22 protein-coding genes are annotated in these 19897 nt (G+C 53.2%); 10 read left to right on the forward strand and 12 right to left on the reverse strand.

Annotation, left to right across the window (positions count from 1 at the left end; genetic code table 11):
- Positions 1–11 precede the first annotated feature (11 nt).
- The 5 genes from IT084_RS05415 to IT084_RS05435 form a co-directional block, all read right to left on the reverse strand.
- Positions 12–638 carry a flavodoxin family protein gene (locus tag IT084_RS05415; RefSeq protein WP_195711812.1) on the reverse strand — a complete coding sequence of 209 codons (627 nt, stop codon included), beginning with the start codon at positions 636–638 and terminating at the stop codon, positions 12–14.
- Between the two features lie 180 nt (positions 639–818).
- Positions 819–1037 (reverse strand): hypothetical protein, encoded by a 219-nt coding sequence (locus IT084_RS05420; protein ID WP_195711813.1) that lies wholly within the window; start codon positions 1035–1037, stop codon positions 819–821.
- Between the two features lie 55 nt (positions 1038–1092).
- Positions 1093–2316 carry a Ger(x)C family spore germination protein gene (locus tag IT084_RS05425; protein WP_195711814.1) on the reverse strand — a complete coding sequence of 408 codons (1224 nt, stop codon included), beginning with the start codon at positions 2314–2316 and terminating at the stop codon, positions 1093–1095.
- Positions 2313–3410, reverse strand: a complete 1098-nt coding sequence (locus IT084_RS05430; RefSeq protein WP_195711815.1) for an endospore germination permease — start codon at positions 3408–3410, stop codon at positions 2313–2315. The genes IT084_RS05425 and IT084_RS05430 overlap by 4 nt, the downstream gene beginning before the upstream one ends.
- A 14-nt stretch (positions 3411–3424) precedes the next feature.
- On the reverse strand, positions 3425–5047 hold the full coding sequence (locus tag IT084_RS05435; protein ID WP_195711816.1) for a spore germination protein: 1623 nt from the start codon (positions 5045–5047) through the stop codon (positions 3425–3427).
- A gap of 103 nt (positions 5048–5150) precedes the next feature.
- On the opposite strand from IT084_RS05435, the gene IT084_RS05440 reads away from it, so the two are divergent.
- The 3 genes from IT084_RS05440 to IT084_RS05450 are packed head-to-tail and all read left to right on the forward strand — an operon-like array spanning position 5151 to position 6092.
- On the forward strand, positions 5151–5408 hold the full coding sequence (locus IT084_RS05440; protein ID WP_195711817.1) for a nickel-dependent hydrogenase large subunit: 258 nt from the start codon (positions 5151–5153) through the stop codon (positions 5406–5408).
- Complete coding sequence (locus tag IT084_RS05445; RefSeq protein WP_243276768.1) at positions 5354–5632, forward strand: hypothetical protein; 279 nt, start codon at positions 5354–5356, stop codon at positions 5630–5632. The genes IT084_RS05440 and IT084_RS05445 overlap by 55 nt, the downstream gene beginning before the upstream one ends.
- A gap of 13 nt (positions 5633–5645) precedes the next feature.
- The gene (locus IT084_RS05450) at positions 5646–6092 is read left to right on the forward strand and encodes a demethoxyubiquinone hydroxylase family protein (RefSeq protein ID WP_195711819.1); all 447 of its coding nucleotides are present in this window, start codon (positions 5646–5648) and stop codon (positions 6090–6092) included.
- Between the two features lie 55 nt (positions 6093–6147).
- On the opposite strand, the gene IT084_RS05455 is transcribed toward IT084_RS05450, so the two are convergent.
- Positions 6148–7530: an FMN-binding glutamate synthase family protein gene (locus IT084_RS05455; protein WP_207744416.1), complete on the reverse strand. Its 1383-nt coding sequence runs from the start codon at positions 7528–7530 to the stop codon at positions 6148–6150.
- A 117-nt stretch (positions 7531–7647) separates the two neighbouring features.
- Entirely contained in the window at positions 7648–8088 is a 441-nt protein-coding gene (locus IT084_RS05460; RefSeq protein ID WP_195711820.1) for a universal stress protein, read from the reverse strand.
- 355 nt (positions 8089–8443) lie between these two features.
- On the opposite strand from IT084_RS05460, the gene IT084_RS05465 reads away from it, so the two are divergent.
- The 7 genes from IT084_RS05465 to IT084_RS05495 all read left to right on the forward strand — a co-directional run bounded on the left by IT084_RS05465 (position 8444) and on the right by IT084_RS05495 (position 14185).
- Positions 8444–9139 (forward strand): class I SAM-dependent methyltransferase, encoded by a 696-nt coding sequence (locus tag IT084_RS05465; RefSeq protein WP_195711821.1) that lies wholly within the window; start codon positions 8444–8446, stop codon positions 9137–9139.
- Complete coding sequence (locus IT084_RS05470) at positions 9130–10245, forward strand: Nif3-like dinuclear metal center hexameric protein (RefSeq protein WP_195711822.1); 1116 nt, start codon at positions 9130–9132, stop codon at positions 10243–10245. The genes IT084_RS05465 and IT084_RS05470 overlap by 10 nt, the downstream gene beginning before the upstream one ends.
- Before the next feature lie 70 nt (positions 10246–10315).
- Entirely contained in the window at positions 10316–11248 is a 933-nt protein-coding gene (locus IT084_RS05475) for an MBL fold metallo-hydrolase (RefSeq protein WP_195711823.1), read from the forward strand.
- A gap of 15 nt (positions 11249–11263) precedes the next feature.
- Positions 11264–12151, forward strand: a complete 888-nt coding sequence (locus IT084_RS05480) for an MBL fold metallo-hydrolase (protein ID WP_195711824.1) — start codon at positions 11264–11266, stop codon at positions 12149–12151.
- A 47-nt stretch (positions 12152–12198) separates the two neighbouring features.
- Complete coding sequence (locus IT084_RS05485; RefSeq protein ID WP_195711825.1) at positions 12199–12351, forward strand: hypothetical protein; 153 nt, start codon at positions 12199–12201, stop codon at positions 12349–12351.
- A 99-nt stretch (positions 12352–12450) separates the two neighbouring features.
- Complete coding sequence (locus IT084_RS05490) at positions 12451–13482, forward strand: hypothetical protein (RefSeq protein WP_195711826.1); 1032 nt, start codon at positions 12451–12453, stop codon at positions 13480–13482.
- A gap of 82 nt (positions 13483–13564) precedes the next feature.
- Positions 13565–14185, forward strand: a complete 621-nt coding sequence (locus IT084_RS05495) for a CoA pyrophosphatase (RefSeq protein ID WP_195711827.1) — start codon at positions 13565–13567, stop codon at positions 14183–14185.
- A 71-nt stretch (positions 14186–14256) separates the two neighbouring features.
- On the opposite strand, the gene IT084_RS05500 is transcribed toward IT084_RS05495, so the two are convergent.
- From IT084_RS05500 to IT084_RS05520, 5 genes are all read right to left on the reverse strand, one after another.
- Entirely contained in the window at positions 14257–15879 is a 1623-nt protein-coding gene (locus IT084_RS05500; RefSeq protein ID WP_195711828.1) for a peptide ABC transporter substrate-binding protein, read from the reverse strand.
- Between the two features lie 128 nt (positions 15880–16007).
- On the reverse strand, positions 16008–17003 hold the full coding sequence (locus tag IT084_RS05505; RefSeq protein ID WP_195711829.1) for an ABC transporter ATP-binding protein: 996 nt from the start codon (positions 17001–17003) through the stop codon (positions 16008–16010).
- A 2-nt stretch (positions 17004–17005) separates the two neighbouring features.
- On the reverse strand, positions 17006–18001 hold the full coding sequence (locus IT084_RS05510) for an ABC transporter ATP-binding protein (protein ID WP_195711830.1): 996 nt from the start codon (positions 17999–18001) through the stop codon (positions 17006–17008).
- Positions 18002–18013: 12 nt separating this feature from the next.
- Positions 18014–18946 (reverse strand): ABC transporter permease, encoded by a 933-nt coding sequence (locus IT084_RS05515; protein WP_195711831.1) that lies wholly within the window; start codon positions 18944–18946, stop codon positions 18014–18016.
- A gap of 14 nt (positions 18947–18960) precedes the next feature.
- Positions 18961–19881, reverse strand: coding sequence for an ABC transporter permease (locus IT084_RS05520; protein WP_195711832.1), 921 nt, complete (start codon positions 19879–19881; stop codon positions 18961–18963).
- Positions 19882–19897: the final 16 nt, after the last annotated feature.

Consider the following 19897-nt stretch of genomic DNA (forward strand, 5'->3'; position numbering starts at 1 on the left):
AATTTTAACCTTTAGTTATTGCGCAGAGCTTTAATTAATTTGACTATATTGCGGCCCAGTTGCTTGGCCGCCAGCATGGCAGCCTCGTCTTCCAGGACGCTTTTACGCCAGACCACCTTGCCGTCCTTTACGTCGGCCAGCAGGGAACCGGCCACACCGGAATACATAATGGGACCGTCATGATTGCGGCAATCCACCACGTGCAGTCCCTGGGCGGCAAGGAAGGATTCCATGATTCGTAGCGCCATTTCCTGGCCGCCGTTGCGCAATCCGGCGTTGGTGACGGCGGCGCCGACTTTTCCGGCCAGCATGTTTTTCACCATGTGCATGTAGCGGGTGCGGTCCATGAAGTTTTTCATCAGTGCGGTGACGTTGCCCCAGTAAACCGGTGAACCGAGCACGATGCCGTCGGCGGCCAGCAGCTTGTCCCCGATGGCGGCCATGTCGTCGTCTGTAATGGAACACTGCGGTCGCCCCAGGCACTTGTTGCAGGACAGGCAGTGCTTGATGTTGTAATCAGTCAATTCCAACAACTCCGTTGTTGCGCCGCCCGCAGTTGCTTCTTCCAGCAAGGCATTAAGCAGGGTGGCTGTATTTTTCCCTTTGCGGTGACTACCGTTGATGGCGATAATTTTCATGGTCAAACCTCCTTAATTCATTTATTGTTTTTCAAGCCACATATTCATTATACAACGAATAACTTAAACTAAACAGCTGATGAATAAATATTTATAATTATTAGACAAAATATAAGCCCATGGCCGCTTACAACGGGGAAATTTTAACCTGTTCCATACAATATCACCCGGTTGCCATGGTCACTTTTGCATCCACTCGGCCAAAGGCTTAAACAATACTTCAATGGGCCGGTTGGGATTGGGTAATTCGATTCCCAGCGCCTGCGGGATGCTCAGGGCCATGCCGATGAGTAAAAATACGGCAAAGGCCGCCAGCTCCCGCCACATTTTTTTGCGTACCAGCCCCGGCACTTCCAGCCAAATAATTCCCAAAAACACTAACACCAGCAACACGACCATGGTTGAAATACCTCCGTCTGATGACGTTTCAAAAAATTTGCGTGCCTTGGGGATTTCATTGCGGTTCGGAAAGCCTGTTGGTGGTCAGACCGGTACGCCGGATCCGGCCCTCGACCGCAATATTGACCTGGGCGCCGGCAAATACCTCGTTCCAGCGGTTTTGCATTGACGCCCACTCCCGTTTATATTTCCTGTGGAATGCCTCCCCAAAGCCGAATATGTCCACCCCGTATTCCAGCTGGGCCTTGTTTAAAGCCCCCCTGGCTATGTTTTCGATCTCCCTGGACATTGCTTTTTCAATGGCCTTATAAATGACCGGGTTGGTTAATTTTTCTTTTGATTGTTGCTCCCAGAGAGTGCCTTCCATTTTCATCCATACATCAAACCAGACGCTTTCACCGTCGAAAAAAGCTTCCACCCTGGTATTACCCCGGGTGATATTGATGGATATTTTTTTACCCGGTTCGACCGGAGAGGGAACGGTGACCACCCCTCTTTTTATTTCGTCTTTGAGCCAGAGCAGTCCTCTGGTTTCGCGCACGTTCAGCCAGCCCACCAGTTTATCATCTTTAAAAATTCCTGTGCCGGTAAGGGTGATTTCGGCATGGGTTCCAACAGGTGGTTGTTGTGCCCCTTTGTAGCCCTGGGGAATGTTTTCCACCATTCCCGGACCCTGCGGCCTGCCCGACGCGGTCAGTTCGACGCGGGGCAGCGCGGGGTTGGTGCCCTTACTGGCCAGCATCATGCTCAAGTCCTTCAACATTACCGGCTCACCCACTCTCATCCTGAGCATTGACCCGGCGGACTGGGCCGATGTGTTTTCCAACTGGGAATGGCTGTTTAACACGTCCTCGGCCTTCCCCCGGGCCACCATGACCCAGAGGGTTTCCCGGGCCGTGGGTGAGCGGGTGAAAAAATTGAATGCCTGCCGGATGCCCTCCCGGGCCAGTTCCTCACCGAAAACCAGGATCACGTTGTGACCCCAGTAAATGCTGCGGGAGACCCTTTTTTCCAGGTTCCGCTGGGCATCAAGCACCGTTTCCCCGTTCTCGGAAATTACCCAGGCATTGTTTTCCTGTGCCCCTGACGGCCTTTCCACCCCGCCGCCAAAGGCCCGGGGCCTGGCTAGCTGGACCGTCAACCGGATATCCCCGCCCGGGGCACGGTCAACTCCCGCTGCCATAACTATGGCCAACTGGCCCAGTTCTTTGCGGCCCCAACACCCTCCCTGCAAAACAAGCAAAACCACCAGGACAAGACTGCAAATTTTTTTAATCATGGTTTATCTTTCCCCCGTCCCGTGAACAGCGCGATAACCAGCAGACCCAGTGGAATTGCGAACTCAAAGGTAAAGAGGGCGTAAAAAGGCCAGACATCGCCGATAAAATGAAATATCTCCAGGCTGTTATCCCCGGCCATAATCGAAAGGGCCGCCAGGATTACCCCCACCGGCAATACCAGGGGCCGAAAATCACAGAGCTTCAGCCAGCGGGCGCTGCCCAGCACGATCACGTAATAGAAAAAAGCGATCTTAATATACCCTCCGGTGATCCAGACGGCCACAATAAACGGATCCATTCGTTCTATGACGTTGGCGATGTTGATTACCCTGGTTACATTTAAAACCGGGTAAGCCATGGCGGCGATGCCGGGACCGAATACTGCCAGGCTGCCCACAACCAGAAAAGCAAAAATCAATCCCACCGCCACAACGGATATCAAAGCTATGCGCCGTGCCTCTCCGGGCCGGACCAGGAAGGGGACAATCATGGCAAAGGTGCTGATTTCCCCGTACCAGGCCAACGGAGCCAGGGCGCCCTTGAAAATGTGCATGGCGCCGGATTCCCAAACCGGCAAAAGCCTTCGTAAATCCATCTCAGGCGTGGCCAGAACAAAAATTAACACGATTGAAAACAGGATCAGCGGCAGAAACACCTGGTTCACCCGGGCCATCACCTCCAGACCCTGGGTGATGATATAAGCCGCGATGGCTATAGCAATAATGTTCACAACAACAATAGGTGTTTCGGGTATGAAAGCGTTTACCATAAAATCGCCAAATTCTCTGACCATAATGGAACAAATCTGGATAAACCAGAGCAAGTATAAAAGGCCCAGGATTTTACCCGCCCACCGGCCCAGGATGGCCTCCGGGTATTCAATCAGGATTTTCCCCGGGAACAGGGAGGCAAGCTTTGCCGTCAGCCACGCTACGGGCAGCGCCAGCAAAGTGGCCAACAGGGAAGATAGCCACGCGTCCTGCCTGGCGTGGGTGGCGGTAATGGCGGGGACGCTGAGTAACGCCGTGGCAAAAATCATGGTAATGTTTAAAAGTATGGCCTGTGTACTGTCAATTTTGCCCTTTTCAACCAAAAAAATCACCATCCCTATCGCCGGCCCGGCCGGGGAGGCTCAGGCTTTAATCCGGGTATCTCCCGGCGCTGGTCATTTTGTCCGATAAGGTGCGGCCGCCTGCGCATGGACCACCAGGGTAACCGCACCGCGCTATCCTTTAAATCTCCTTGGATGGTAGGAGCCACCGGCGCCAGGTAAGGCACCCCGAAGGAACGCATTCCGGCCAGATGTACCACGATGATCACAATGCCGGAGATGAGGCCGAGCAACCCCAGGGAAGCGGACAGGAACATCAGGGGAAACCGCAGCAGGCGCAGGGTAATGCTGCCGCTGTAATAGACGGTAAAGGAAGCCATGGCCGTTAGAGCCACGACGATGATGGTGGCTCCGGCCACCAGCCCGGCCTGGACCGCGGCCTGGCCGATGATCAAAGCGGCTACGATGCTTACCGCCTGGCCGACGGGGCGGGGCAGGCGAATTCCGGCCTCCCGGATGATTTCAAAGGCCACCTCCATGAAAAACGCCTCTACAAAGACCGGGAAGGGCACCGCTTCTCGCTGGGCGGCGATACTCATGAGCAGCGGCGTGGGCAGCATTTCCGGGTGAAAAGATATTATGGCGATATAAAGCGACGGCAGAGTTAGCGCGATAACCAGGAAGATGACCCGCAGTACCCGGATCGCGGAGGCAAAAAGAAATTGCTCGTAATAATCGTCCGGGGTTTGAATGGCTTCAATGAATAAGTATGGTACGGTTAATGCAACCGGCGTGCCGTCCACCAAAATAGCCACCCGTCCTTCCAGCAAATTGGCGGCCACCCGGTCCGGGCGGTCGGTGTGAGCCATGGTGGCAAAGGGGGAGTACGGGTGGTCCCGGATCAATTCTTCAATGTAACCCGACTCCAGCACCCCGTCGATTTTAATCCTGGACAATCTGTCTTTTACTTCATGCACCAGGCCCTCGTTGACAATCCCCTTGATATAAACCAGCGCCAATTCCGTTTTGGTAACCTCCCCCAGTTTAAGCGTTTCGATTTTCAGGTTGGGGTTTTTGATTTTGCGCCGGAGCATGGAAGTATTAATGCGCAAAGTCTCCACAAAGGATTCCCGGGGGCCCCGTACCACCGTTTCGGTAATGGAATCTGCAACGGAGCGGGCCTCCCATCCCCGGCTGCCGTTGATCAGGGCGATGGCGTGGCCGTCTACCATTAAAACGGTATCGCCGGACAAAACAGCATCCACCACGTCCTGTATTTTGCCGGTTTCCTGCACTTGATGGACGCACAGGCCCCTCATTTTTACATAATGCAGGGCGTTATTCCGGGTAATTTCCATGTTATCGGTGGCCATGGGCACATTTAGGGCCAGGGCCTTCATAATCTGTTCGCTGACCAGGGTTTTGTCCACCAGCCCGTCGGTGTAGACCAGGGCCAGCTTGATCTGCTCCCGCTGGGCAAAAAGGAATTCCCGGAAAACCACATCGCTGCAGTTCTTGAAAATTCCCTTAAGCTGCTTGAGATTGCTTTCGATATCCGTGCTCAAGAGCAGGTTTTGAACGGGTTGTTCCGTGGTTTCCCGGTTGCCGCCCGCCGGGTTTTGATCCTTGGCCCGGGAATTTGTGCCTTTGGGGCGCCTGGGCTTTTTGAATAAGATCATGTGCCAACCCCTTTTAAAAAACAATTCAAATTTATTTTGCACAAATGGTGGCTAATTATGAATTTATTTCAAGCGACACATATTTCTTGGAGTGGAGGGAAAGATGGTTTTAGGTGTTGTGTACAAAGTGGACCCGCGGGCGATCAGGGAGGATTTAAGCCACGCCTGGTACGCGGACCGGGGCGCCCCCCGGCCTCCCGACCAGGGGGAGACCGTGCCTGACCGGGAAAAGGAAGGCGCCTATTCCTGGGTGAAGATTATTGGAGCACATTGCTTAAATGCCGTTATGTTATTGCCGTCGACAGCATGCTGGGGGGCGGTTCGCCCGGAACTATCTATATGGTCAAGCCGGAAGAGATAAACCGGGCTGGTGCGGCGGTGCCGGGGTTGCGGTATGAAATTCATTTTCTGGATGTCCTTGAAATGGCTGCTGTTCACAGCGCCCGGTCCGGAGTAACTATTATCGGTGTGGAGCCGGGGGAAATCTCGTTTTCCCTGGAACTTTCCCCGGCGATTGAAGCGAAACTGCCGGAAATTACCGGGGTGGTCAGGGAATGTTTGCAAAGTATGTTTGCCGGGTCATGATGGGGTGTAATTGATGAAACAAAGGGAGCTAATCGCCAAGCTAAACTGGTTTTATAGCCTGGAATTGAACCAGGTGGATCTGTATATCGCCCAGGCCCACGCCATGGAGGACATCTACCTGGCTAAAACCTTTGCCAGAATTGCCGCCATTGAGCAGCAGCACGTGGATAACATGGTCGCGGAAATAAAAAAGAGGGGATTCGAGCCCACCAAACTGGGAGACGTTGTTTCACCCCTGCTGGGTAAAACGGCGGGCTTTTTATCAGGGGCCATGGGCCCCAAAATGGCCTTGAAGATTAATATCACCCTGGAAGAAAAGGCTATGAAGGACTACAAGGATTTAATCCTCAGGGTGGGCGGAGACGAAAAACTTTTCAACGTGTTGTGGAACAATTTGATCGATGAAGACTTGCACAGGGCCTGGTTCGCCAACAAGTTAAAGGAACTGGAGCAGCTTTAACTGTTTGCGGACACCTGGTGGTATCCCTTGTTATTGACGCTAGATAGGGCAACGGTTAATAAGCGCGGCTGATGCCGGCAATTTGAGCCGTTTGTTCGTCCATGGCAAATAGATCGTCCCTGTTTACCGAGCCTGTTGCTTTTTTGCCCAGAGCCCTGGTGGCGATTTTCATTTCCTCTACGGACGACAACAGATATGCTGCCAGGTTGCGGGCTCCCTTTTGGACATCAAGCTTATGTTTATCCTTGCCCAGTTCGAAAACCACCTGGACGGGGGGTTCGTAGGGCAGGGAATGAAAAACCTGGGTGTGCGTCATGGCCCAGAGGGCGATGGTGCCGATGGCCACGGCGTCGGCGCCCAGGGCCAGGGCTTTTAAATAGTCTCCCGGCGTTTTAAGCCCGCCCCCGATGATTAGGCTGATCCTGTCTTTCACCTGTTGTTGTTCGAGGAAACGGGCGGCCCGGCATAAGGCATAAATGGTGGGCAGTCCGAAATCATCTTCCAGGATGGGCGCCGCGCCGGCGGTGCCGCCCTGGGCGCCGTCCACCGTCACAAAATCCGCGCCCGCTTCCAGGATGTAAGCCAGGTCTTTTTCCAGGTCATTGCCGGCCGCGATTTTTACTCCCACCGGCACGCCTCCCGTAATTTCCCTGATCTCCTCCACCAAGTTGCCCAGTTCCCGGGGCGATTTAATTCCGGGCATCCGGGCGTGAACGACGGCGTCTTCTCCCGGTTTTAGTCCCAGCAGCCGGATCAACTTGGGCTCCATTTTGTCTTGCTTGAATGTTTCCCCGGTACCCGCCAGCGCCCCTTGTCCCAGCTGAATTTCAACTGCATCTGCCCTTTGTAAAATTTCCGGTTCTTTGGACCAGTTGCCCCGGTTGTACTGGATAATCAGGTATTTGGCTGCTTTCCGCTCTTCGGGGAGGTAGGGGCCGTGACCGGTGTTTGTGGCTGTTCCGGCCATGGCGGCGCCCCGGGCCAGTGCAACTTTGGCCTTGTCGCTCAAAGCGAAGCCGTAGGCCATTCCCGAGACGAGGATGGGGATGGCCAGGCGCAGGGGGCGCCGGGCGCGCCTGCCCAGCACCACCGAAGTGTCCACTTCTACATTTTCGGGGGTGGGGAAAGTGTCCAGCTGAGCGACATTGAACATGATGTTGCTGAAATCGGGAAATTGTTTGGGGCCGCCGAAGGGCCGCTTTATTTTTTTCCCCAGTTCCGCTCGGAGGTTGGTTTCAACGATTACCTGGGGTGTTATTCGCGCACCGGCTGAAAAAGCTTCCCACAGGTTTTCCTCATATGGCTCGGTCATAAAACGGGTAGTTACACTTTTCGCCAGGCGGCCCGCCAGCAACCGCCCGAGCAATACGGCGCCCGCCGTTACCGCGCCCGCTTTCAAAAGCCCGGCTGGAAGGTTGTTTTTTTTCCGCTTGCCCAAGTTGTAAAATTCTCCTTGGAATATATATTTTTCTAAAACTATTATTCCAAAAATATTCGGGATCATGCGCGCGCCCTTAAAAAACAATTAACCCCTTCTGTAAATAGAAGGGGGTCTTTAAATTAAGCAAACCGTTCCGTGGGGGATTTCCTGCGTCTTGCCCCTGAACCAGAACCATCTCTTTTCTTCTTTTTGGCAATATTTCGACGGGCTGGCGATGAAAATTTTATCATAATGATGCTCTTCACTCATTTCCTTGATTTTTTCGTCTTGATCCCGGCTGGTCACGATAATCTGGGGATCGAGGCCCGATTCCTTGAAAATGGGGATGATTTTTTCATCCAGCACTCTGCTTCTCAATCTGTCCGTCACCATTTTGTATTCCCAGTCCGGCATCCAGAAACAAAGCCCGGGAACATCGGGGTACATTTGGTTGCACGGGGGATTGACATAAAGAACATCCATTTGGGAGTTCTCACATTTGGACAACCATATCGCTTTCCTTACCGCTTCTATCGAGTAGTCGGCGCCGTTAACCACCAGCAGCATTCTGGTCATCAAGATCACCTCCAGGGTTTATAAAAATTTTTAATGTTTTTGTTTAACAACATGTTATTCCCCGGAGCTGGGTTTTTCAACGGATTTGGGGCGTTTTGACCGATTTCGCCTGTGTCCGGTTTTTTTAACATGTCGAAATTTTCACTTGGGCCGGCGCATAGAGGTTACCCCATTCGCTTCAGAAAGCCACCGGATCGCTGCCACTGGGGTGATTTTCATCCTTCTGCTGGTGGCGCTTGCGGCATGAGTATCTATCCTATGGGTAACTATTCGTATTTTATCTTTATTGCTTAAAGGAAATAATCATTAACGGAGGAAAATATACTATAACGCTGATTTGGCCGGGGGTTGGAAAATGGCCTGGTTGTCGAAACGGCTGGCGGCGGTTGCCGGGCACGTGCCGCAAGGGGCGGTGGTGGCGGACATCGGTACCGACCATGCGTATTTGGCGATACACTTAATTGGTGAGGGCAGGGCTTCCCGGGTTGTGGCGGGGGACGTCAACCGGGGCCCTTACGAAGCCGCGCAGGCCAATGTGCGGTCCCGCGGGTTGGAGCAATCCATCGACCTGCGGATCGGCGACGGGTTGAAGGTTTTAAAGCCGGGCGAGGTTGACGTTGTTGTGCTGGCGGGCTTGGGAGGCTGCACCATATGTAACATTTTGGACGATGGGCGGCCGGTGCTGGAGCGGCTGAAGAGGCTGGTTATCCAGCCCATGCGCGATACCGCCCTGGTGCGCCGCTGGCTGCTGGAAAATGGCTGGCGCCTGGCGGATGAGGAAATGGTTTGCGAAGACGGGCATTATTATGTGGTCATCGTGGCCGAGCCGGGGGCGGAAATAATCAAGGATGATTTTTTACTGGAAGTGGGCCCGCGCCTGCTGGAAAAGCGTGATCCGGTGCTGCACGATTTTTTGGTGCAAAGGTTGTCGGAAATCAGAGCCGTACTGGAGGAAATCACAAAAGCCAGGGGTGACGGGGCGGGATGTAAGGCCGGCAGGCTGCGCCAGAAGGCGGAAAAAATCAAGGAGGTGTTGGAACAGTGGAGGTAAGGGCAGGTGATATTATTAAAGCCATGGAGAGGCTGGCACCGCCCGGTTTGGCCGAGGACTGGGACAACAGCGGGTGGCAGGTGGGTGATCCCGCCGCCCCGGTGCGTAAAGTTTTGCTGGCCCTTGACGTGACCCCGGAAGTGGTGGAAGAGGCGGAAAGCGGCGGTGTCCAGTTGATTATCTGCCACCACCCGTTGTTTTTCAAGGGGATTAAATTCGTACGCAGCGACGGGCCGGCCGGCGGCTTGGTTTACCGCCTGATCCGGTCCGGTATCGGTGTGTACGCGGCGCATACCAACCTGGACAGCGCCGGCGGCGGGGTGAACGACGCCCTGGCCCGGGCGCTGGGGTTGCTGGAAACCGGGGTTTTGAACCCCACTTACGGCAGGTTGTTGAAACTGGTTGTATTCGTACCCGTGGATTACGCCGGGCAGGTGCGCGAGGCCCTGGGCCGGGCGGGCGCGGGCTGGATCGGTAATTACAGCCATTGTACCTTTAACCTGCGGGGCACGGGCACTTTTTGCCCCCGCGAGGGCGCCAGCCCCTTCATCGGCTCCGTGGGGAAGCTGGAGCAGGTGGAAGAAGTAAGGATAGAGACAATTATCAGGCGGGAAGATAGCGAGCGGGTGGTGAAAGCCATGCTGGAAGCGCATCCTTACGAGGAAGTGGCCTATGATCTGTACCCGCTGGAGAACAAGGGCGCGCCCAGGGGGTTGGGCCGGTTGGGGGTGTTGCCGGGGGCTGTTTCCCTGGCCGAATTTGCCGGGACGGTAAAAAAAGTTTTACGGGCGGAATGTGTGCGCTACGGCGGGAATCCGGAAGCCAGGGTGGAACGGGTGGCGGTATGCGGTGGTTCCGGCGGCGATTTGTGGCCCCTGGCCCGGCAAAAAGGCGCCGACGTGCTGGTAACCGGCGACGTGCGCTACCATGCGGCCCGGGACATGCTGGCTGCGGGCATGAATTTTATCGACGCCGGCCATTTTGCCACCGAGCGGGTGGTGCTGCCGGCGCTGAAAGATAGTCTGGACAGGGCCTTGGAAAAGGCGGGCCTGGGCGTGGATATCACCGTTGCCCGGTGGGAAAAGGACGCCTGGGTTTGTATTTAGACCGTCCTTTGTTCAAGTGGATGGATAGTTCCAACGCCCGGGGAACAATTAGGGGGATGTGGTGATAATCATGAACTTTGAGAGAATAAAATTAATTGTCGGCGATAACGGCAGCCGATTTCCTTACTGTACGACCCTGTTCATCGAGGATGACGTTACAGTGGTGGTGGACCCTGGTGCCGGGGAGCGGCAGATGCGGGCTTTAAAGCAAAATTCCCCGGTGGATGTGGTGATTAACACCCACTACCATTTTGACCACATTTATCTTAACTATTTATTCGATGAAGCGGAAATCTGGATTAATACCGAGGAAGCTAATTGTTTCCGGGACAAATGGGAAATCGCACGGCGCCTCGGCATGTACGAGGTATACGGGCCCGCCTGGGTGGAACAATGGATTGAGCGGGTCGCCGATCCGCGTACTCCTTTGTCACCTTATTCGCCTATGAACCGGCATGAATGGTGGCTTTCCACGTCAAGGGTGGACCGGGAGTATGGCCCCGGCGAGGTGCTTGATTTCGGCCGCACCAGGGCGGAAGTGATCGGTGCGCCCGGGCATACCCGGGGTTTTTGTTATCTATATTTTCCGGAGCAAGGTGTAGTCTATGCACCGGATGTTGACTTGACGCCATTCGGCCCGTGGTATGGCGGCAGTGACGGAAGTATTGATCTTTTTTTGGCATCTGCCCGCAGGTTGATTGATCTTGAAGCCCGTCATTTCATTACCGGACACGAAAAGGGTGTTTTAACAAGGGAGGAATTCGTACCCCGCTTGGAAAAATACCTGGATGTGATTGATCAAAGGGACGAGCGGATTTTACAAATGATCCGTGAACCGGCCACCGTGGAACAAGTAACCCGAGAGGGTCCAATTTACGGGAAAAAGTACCTGGTGGACCCGTGGATATACATGTGGGCTTACCTGATGGTTGAAAAACACCTTGAGCGGCTGGTAATGACCGGCCGGGCAATGAAAGCGGGCGATAAATATATTGCCAAATGATGGGGGTTGGTTTGAATGCGGCTGGCTGATCATGTTACCGTGCTGGGCAACCGGCACTTTTACCTTTACGCCGTTGGCTCCGGCCCGGCGGTAATCCTGGAGGGTGGGGTGAGTGCGGTGGTGCCGGCGGTGGCGAAACAGGCGGAAACCGCCGTTTCCCCGGGCGAAGTGGGCCACCTGGTGGTCATGCACGCCCATTTTGACCACGTTTGCGGCATCCCGGGGCTGCGCAAAATTTTTCCGAACGCCAGGGTGGCGGGTTCGGCGGAGGCGGGCAAGGTGCTGCGTCGCTCCAAAATTGTGGCGCGTTTTTTCCGGGAGGATGCCGCCGTAACCGGGGCGATGCGGGAGCAAGGGCTGCTGGAGGGACCGCCCGGACCCGCCGCGGAAACCATGGAAATTGACCGGGAGATTAACGACGGGGAAAAATGGGATCTGGGGCAGGGGGTAACGCTCTACTTTTACCATGCTCCGGGGCACAGCCCTTGCAGTATCATGGCCTATCTACCCGGAGGAGAAGTGCTGTTCAGTTCCGACTCCGCCGGTTTTCCCATCAGTGACAATCGCCTGTTTCCCATTTTTTTTGCGGGGTACGGGGATTATCTTAAAACCATTGACCGGATGAGGGAGTTACCCGTACAAATTCTGGCCGGGGCGCACGAGCAAATTGTGCGGGGCCGGGAACAGGTGCGCCGGTTCCTGGACCTGGCCCGGGCCGAGGCGGAACGGCTGCGGGAAACCGTGGTCGACGCGCGGCGCAGGGGCCTGGACGTTCAAGCCACCGCCGGTTTGCTTTTTGAACAATACTACACCGGAAATCTGTTGATTTATTCGGAACAAAATATCCGTCTTTGTTGCGAGATTTTAACCAGAAGATCACTGGAAACCGAGTGTGTCTCATAACAAATTTTTCGCGCGCTTTGCACCATTTTCGAAAGGTGGTTTTCCCGTTGCGGGAATACAAAATCGACAAACTGGCGGAAACCTTTAACCGGGTGACATTATATTACGATTGGTTTTTTCCCGCCACGAAACAAGAAGATTGTCCCACTTTATCGGGATGTACCTTTGCAGCGCCCGGGATTGAATCACCGGGGGTGTGACAATAATCACAGCAATAACGGGTTTATTGTCACAATTTTCATTACTAATGCGGGATAAAATGGATGTATAAAAATTTTACCCCGGGAGGTATTGTGAACATGAACAAATTACCGGGCAATTGTTTGACTACTGCCATGGGCATTTTGCCCCATAATGATATAGATGAGGCCCTGCGGGTATCTTTATCCGTGGATATACCCTTCTGGCCGCAGCTTCCCAGGTACAGCTTTTTTGAGGATATGTACGTACAGGTAAGTGAGAACTTTCCCGGCATCAGGTTGGACCTGGCCAAACAAAGAATTTGGTTGAACACGGATGGGTTTTACGAGGAGCTTGGCGACTACGCGGTGCGGAGCGAGGACGATCACACCTTTAAACTCTCCGATAAATATTCCGTGGCCTTCAATGCCTTTCTGGAACAGGATTTAAGCAAGTTCAAGCTGGTGCGCGGGCAAAATATCGGGCCCCTGAGTTTCGGGTTGAAAATTGTGGATGAAAACATGAAGCCAATCATCTATAACGATGAAATCCGCTCCTTTTTATTTGATTTCATTGCCCGTAAGATTAATATGCAGTACCGCCAGCTGCTTGAAGTTCACCCCATGCCGTTTGTCTGGGTGGATGAACCCGGCCTGGAGATACTTTTTGGTTCGTTTACCGGTTATCCCAGTGACCTGGCCAAAAAGGATTTCAAGGCGTTTCTGGACGCCCTGGAGGGGCACCGCGGAGTACACCTGTGCGGCAACCCGGACTGGTCCTTTTTGCTGAGCGGGTTGGATTTGGATATTCTATCGGTGGACATTTTTGGCAACGGGCACATTTTCACCCGTTATGTGGAAGAGATTAAAGCTTTCCTGGAGGGGGGCGCGATTATTTCCTGGGGGATAGTGCCGACACTGACTGAGGAACTGGACGCCTGCACTGTGGACGCATTAACCGCCAAACTGGAAGAATACTGGCGTTACCTGACCTCAAGGGGCGTTGACCTGGAAACCATCCTGGACCGGGCTTGGCTGGCGCCGGCCCGCTGCTGCCTGGTCAACGCCGACGGTGCCGCCACCGTGGAGAGAGCGTTTAAAGTTGTCAACCGGGTGGCTGCCCGGTTAAGGGAGAAATACGGGGTGGCTTGAAACTGACAGGTTTTCTCATCTGGCAGGTTTGAATAAAATATTATAGAATAATCAATAGAATAATCAATAACGGTGATTAAAATTGAAGGACGAGATTTTAAAAAAATTGGCCGGGCTTAAGCAGGATTTGCTGGGAAAGGACAATTACCTGGTTTCGGCGGTGCTTTTACCGTTAATCAAAGGTGATAACGGCATGGAAATATTGTTTGAAGTGAGATCCAGGCGTCTGGAAAGACAGCCGGGAGAAATATGTTTTCCTGGCGGCAGGGTGGAGGATGTTGAACTGGATAACCCGGGCGCCGCTGCGTTGCGGGAGGCTGCCGAGGAACTGGGATTAAAAGCGGGTGATATTCGGATTATAGCCCCGCTGGATTTTTTGACCACCCCCATGGGGGTGGTCGTTTATCCTTACGTGGGGGAAGTGTTGTTTCCCGAGCGCATTGTTCCCAACCGGGGAGAAGTGGAAAGCCTGTTCACGGTACCCCTGGCCTATTTACTGGAAAACCCTCCCCAAGTCAGCCATGTCGAGGTGGCGACCCGTTACGGGGAAGACTTTCCCCTGCACAGGGTGCCGGAGAGATACGGCGGGGGATGGCAAAAACGCTGGTCTTTTCCAACGTACATATACGAGTACGGTGATTACTTCATCTGGGGCATTACGGCCATTATTCTGCATCACTTTATAAATAAAATTAAAAGCTGATCATTTTATTTTACCATTTGGAACGGGAAACCCCTGCCGGTACGCAGGGGTTTCTTTCTGTTATCTTTTAATCACTTGACAATCTCGGCCCGGTCAAAATAGGTAAATCCAAGCATTGATTTAACCAGCCCTTTTACATATGGCTTGATCATGCAGTTTTCCGTGTAATGCAAAATGGGAATCATGATGGCGTCTTCCATGATCATTTTTTCCGCCTGGTGTAGAGTCCTCATTCGCTCTTTCTCGTCGGTCGATAAGCGGGCCTGTTTGATTAGCTCGTCGTATTGCTTGTTGCTCCAATGGGCGTCATTATTGCCGTTGCCGGTGGTGAACAAATCCAGGAAGGTCATGGCGTCGTTATAATCACCGATCCAGCCGTGCCTGGCGATTTGGAAGTCGCCGTTTTGCCTGGTATTGATGAACACGGCCCATTCCTGGTTCTGAACAGTAACGTTTTCAATACCCAGGTTCTTTTTCCACATTTCCAGGATAGCCTCGGCAATGATTTGATGCTCTTCGCTGTTATTATAAATTAAGGTCACGTCCGGCAGGCCCTTGCCGTCGGGATAGCCCGCCTCGGCCAGCAGCCGCCTGGCTTCTTCTGGCTGAGCCTTAACGGGGAAGAATGCGCCGCCCACCTCGCGGAAATCCTTGCCCGCCGCAGTGTCGGGCACTCCGGGGGCTACGAACGCGGTTGCGGGGATGCCGGATTTTCTCACTTTGGTGGTAATGTCTTCCCGGTCAATGGCCAGGGCGAAGGCCTTTCTTACTTTGGGATTGTCGAAGGGCGGCTTGGTTACGTTGAAACAATAATAATACGTGCCCAGCTGTTTGAACATGTGGAACTCGCCGGTCTTCTTCAGGTTATCGATTTCGTTCAACGGGACGTCGTCAATGATGTCCAGTTCGCCGGCCTCGTAACCCGCCAGCATGGTGCTTGCTTCAGCGATGAAGGTTTCAATTATCCCGTCGATTTTAACCCTGTCCTTGTCCCAATAATTTTCATTTTTAACGAACTTCATATGGTCCTTGCTCTGCCATTCAGTCATCTTGAAAGGCCCGTTACCGATATATGTTTCGGGTTTTAATGTCCACTGGTCGCCATACTGTTCAATGATATCCTGCCTCACCGGGAACAGGGTGGGAAATGCGGTCAGGTTCAAAAAGTACGGGGTGGGGGCGCTTAATTCAACTTCCAGGGTGTAATCGTCCACAACCTTGATCCCCAGGTCCTCGGCTTTGGCTTTCCCCTCGTTGAATTCGGGCGCGTTTTTAATATAAAACAATTGGTAACAGTATTCGGCGGCGGTATCGGGGTTGAGGGCCCGCTTCCAGGCGTAGGCGAAATCCCCGGCGGTAACCGGTTTGCCGTCCGACCACTTGGCGTCTTTTCTGAGGTGGAAGGTGTATTTTGTTTTATCGGGGGATATATCCCACGACTCGGCCACACCGGGGACAGGTTCGTCTTTTTCGTTCAGCGAGGTCAATCCTTCGAAACAGGCAATGATTATGGTACCCCCGTTAACGGTGGTGTTCAAGGCCGGGTCGATGGATTCGGGTTCCTCACCGTGGTTGTGCCGGATGAACTTGAGTTCACCCTGGGCGGTGTCTTTGCCCTGGCTTGCACCGCCGCATCCTGCTGCCAGGATCACCAGCAGGGAGAGTGCTGCCAAAAGTAACAACAATCGCCTCATTCTTTACAAACAACTCCTTTTCTCGATCTATCAGTAAAACAATTCTTTAAAATTTATTTATTTCCTTTAGTTCTCCTTCTCTTTTTCTTTTTTGATTTGATGCCGGTTTAATGACATATTCCGACAGATTAGCCGGAATATCCATCATGCGCCAGGTAACAGGCTACGAAATGCCCTGGCTCCACTTCCTTCATTTCCGGGGTGGACTCGCCGCACCCGGTCCGGGCATGGCGGCACCTTGTTCTGAACCTGCACCCTTCGGGCGGGTTGATCGGGCTGGGGACATCGCCCTCGAGAATAATGCGCTGCTTTTGATCCGCTGTGTCGGGATCCGGAACGGGAATTGCCGATAACAATGCCCTGGTGTAAGGGTGCAAGGGGTTTTGATATAGATCATTGCTGGACGCCAGTTCCACCAGTTTACCAAGGTACATGACTCCAATCCTGTTGGATATGTGTTTAACCATGGACAGGTCGTGAGCAATAAATAAATAAGTCAACCCCAGCTTGCTTTGCAGGTCTTCCAGAAGGTTGACCACCTGGGCTTGGATGGATACGTCCAGGGCCGATAGCGGTTCGTCACAGATAATAAACTCCGGTTCCACCGCCATAGCCCTGGCAATGCCGATCCGTTGCCTTTGCCCGCCGCTGAATTCGTGGGGATAACGGCTGGCGTGTTCGGGGCTCAATCCCACCTTGTTTAAAAGTTCCATAATCATTTCTTTCCGCTGGCGTCCCGCGGCAATGCCATGGATATCGAGCGGCTCGCCAATGATGTCGCCGACGGTCATTCTCGCGTTAAGGGAGGCGTAGGGATCCTGGAAAATCATCTGTATTTTTTTGCGGAGGGGAAACATTTGCTTTTCGGTGAAGTTGGTGATATCCAGGCCGGCGTAGACGATTTTGCCCGCCGTTGCCGGATAAAGCCTGATAATGGTCCGGCCCACCGTGGTTTTACCGCAACCGCTTTCCCCCACCAGTCCCAGGGTTTCCCCTCTGTGGATCTGAAAGCTGACATCATCCACCGCTTTGACGACGGTTTGGCGTTTCCTGAAAAACCCGGGACGGGACGCAAAATATTTTTTAAGATGAGATACCTCCACTAAAATTTCTTCCCGGTTCAAATTCAAATACTCCTTTCCACCCGGGGCGCCAGGGGATGATACAGCCAGCAGGCGGCCTTGTGCGCCGAACTAAACTCCGTGTAAGAGGGTCGTTCTTCCGCGCAAATCAGCATGGCATGCTCGCACCGCGGGTAAAAAGGGCAGCCCGCGGCGGTGTTGAGCAAATCGGGCGGTTGCCCGTCGATGGGCTTGAGCCGTTCCTTTTGTTTTGCCCGGATACCGGGAACCGACCTGAGTAACCCCCGGGTATAGGGGTGCCTGGGGCGGTAAAAAATGTCCCTTCGATTCCCCTGCTCAATAATTGAGCCGGCATACATCACAATCACCCGGCTGCAAACCTCGGCCACCACGCCCAGGTCGTGGGTAATCAGGATTATGGAAGTGCCGGTTTTGTCCCGCAGGTCTTTCATCAGTTCAATAATCTGGGCCTGGATGGTTACATCCAGGGCGGTGGTAGGTTCGTCGGCGATAAGCAGCTTGGGACGGCAGCATAAAGCCATGGCGATCATGACCCGCTGTCTCATACCGCCGCTGAATTCATGCGGGTACTGGTTGATTCTTTTTTCCGGGCTGGGAATGCCCACCATGGCCAGCATTTCAATTGCTTTTTGCCTGGCTTCGTCACGGCTCAACCCCCGGTGGCGCACCAGCGGTTCCATGATTTGGTTCCCCACGGTGAAAACGGGGTTAAGGGATGTCATGGGGTCCTGAAAGATGATGCTGATTTCATTACCCCTAATTTTTTGCATCTCTTTTTCCGGCAGGTTGATCAGTTCCTTTCCTGCAAAGAGAATTGACCCACCAACTATTTTCCCGGGAAAGGGCAGCAGGTTGATGATGGATAAAGAAGTTACGCTCTTGCCGCTACCGGATTCCCCCACTATGCCAATGACTTCCCCCGGCCCGACGGCAAAGCTGACTCCGTTGACGGCTTTAACCTCTCCCAGGTGAGTAAAGAAGGAGGTGTGCAAGTCTTTGACTTCCAGTATATTTTTCATGGCCGCTCCTTCCTATTTTCTCAAGCGGGGATCCAGGGCGTCCCTGAGCCCGTCCCCTAAAAAGTTGAACGCCAGCATTGTGATCGATATGGCCATGGCCGGGAAGAAAAGTATGTGCGGGTACGACCTGATGGCCGGGAGCGCGTCGGAAGCCAGCACACCCCAACTGGCCATGGGTACCGCCACGCCCAGGCCGAGAAAGCTTAAAAAAGCTTCGGTGAAAATAGCCATGGGGATATTCATGGATATGGTGATAATGATGGGGCCGATGCAATTGGGAATCAGGTGTCTGAACAGGATCCTTTTGGAATCTGCGCCCAGGACCCGCGCGGCCATGACAAATTCCTGCTCTTTCAGGCTGAGCACCTGGGCCCGTACGATCCGGGCCATGTCCATCCAGTATACCAGGCCCAGAGCGATGAAAATGCTTTTTAGCCCGGGCCCGATTAAAACCATTAATAAAATAACGTAAAGGATCAGGGGGATGGAGTAAAAAATGTCCACGATGCGCATCATGATATTATCCACTTTACCCCCGGCGAGACCGGCGATGCCGCCGTAGATCACGCCCACGGTAAGGTTGATTAAACTGGCCACAAAGCCGACGGCAAGCGAAATTCTAGCTCCGTAAAGCACCCGCACAAATAAATCGCGGCCCAGGGTATCGGTTCCGAACCAAAACTCTTTGCAAGGCCCGAGCCCTTGTTTGTCGAGAAATTGATCTGAATAGGAGTAGGGTGAAAAAACCGGCCCGAAGATGGCGAGCAGGATAATGAAAATAATTGTATACAAGCCGAGCATGGCCAGTTTGTTTTGTTTTAACCTGCGCCGGGCGTCCTGCCAGTAAGTTTCGCCCTGCCTTGTCGACTTAATGGTTTCTTTTATGCCGGCGGGCAAAGGTTTGAATTTGTCGGGACTGATACCGAATACCGGCAGCTTTTCCATCCTGGTTCTTCCTCCTATTTTCCGAGACGGATGCGCGGGTCGATAAAACTATATACAACGTCCACGATGAAATTCATCAGCACCAGCAAAGTAGCGTAAAAAACAGTTACCCCCATGATTGTGGTATAATCCCTGTTACTGATGCTGGTTACAAAATGCTGTCCCAAACCGGGAATGGCGAATATTTTTTCGATGACGAAGGAACCCGTCAATATTCCGGCAATTAAAGGTCCCAGGTAGGTAACAATGGGAATTAAAGCGTTTTTTAAAGCGTGTTTGTACACTACTACCCGCTCGGGCAAACCCTTTGCCCTGGCGGTACGGATATAATCCTGCTGTAAAACTTCCAGCATACTGGAACGGGTAAGGCGGGCGATGTAGGCGGTATAGTAGCCTGCCAGGGCTATGGCCGGCATAATTACGCTTTTCCAGGAGATCCACCTGGAGGTGGGGAGCCACCCCAACTTTACCCCGACGAAATAAATAAGCAGGGTGGCGATGACGAAATTGGGCATGGCTACACCCAGGGTGGCGAGGAACATGGCCAGGTGGTCCTGCCACTTATTTTGCCTTAATGCGGAAATAATGCCCGCCGGAAGGCCGATGAGCAGCATAATGGCCAGTGAGGCCAAACCAAGCTGGGCTGAAACGGGAAAACCGTCGGCAATGATTTTATTAACCGTAACTCCCTGGTATTTGAAGGAAGGTCCCAGATCCCCCCGGGCCAGGTTTTTTAAGTAGTCGATATACTGTTTCCACAGCGGGTCGTTAAGGTGATACCTTTTTTCAATGTTTTTTTTCACCGGCTCGGGAAGAACTTTTTCCCTGGTGAAGGGCCCGCCGGGAATGGCGTGCATGAGCGCAAAAGTAATGGTGATAATCAACCAAATGGTTATAATAGATGTCGCCAGTCTTTTTACTATGTAAGTGAGCATTGCATTCCCCTTGTTT

This window comes from Desulfallas sp. Bu1-1, from assembly GCF_015594625.1.
Lineage (GTDB): Bacteria > Bacillota > Desulfotomaculia > Desulfotomaculales > Desulfallaceae > JADNRQ01.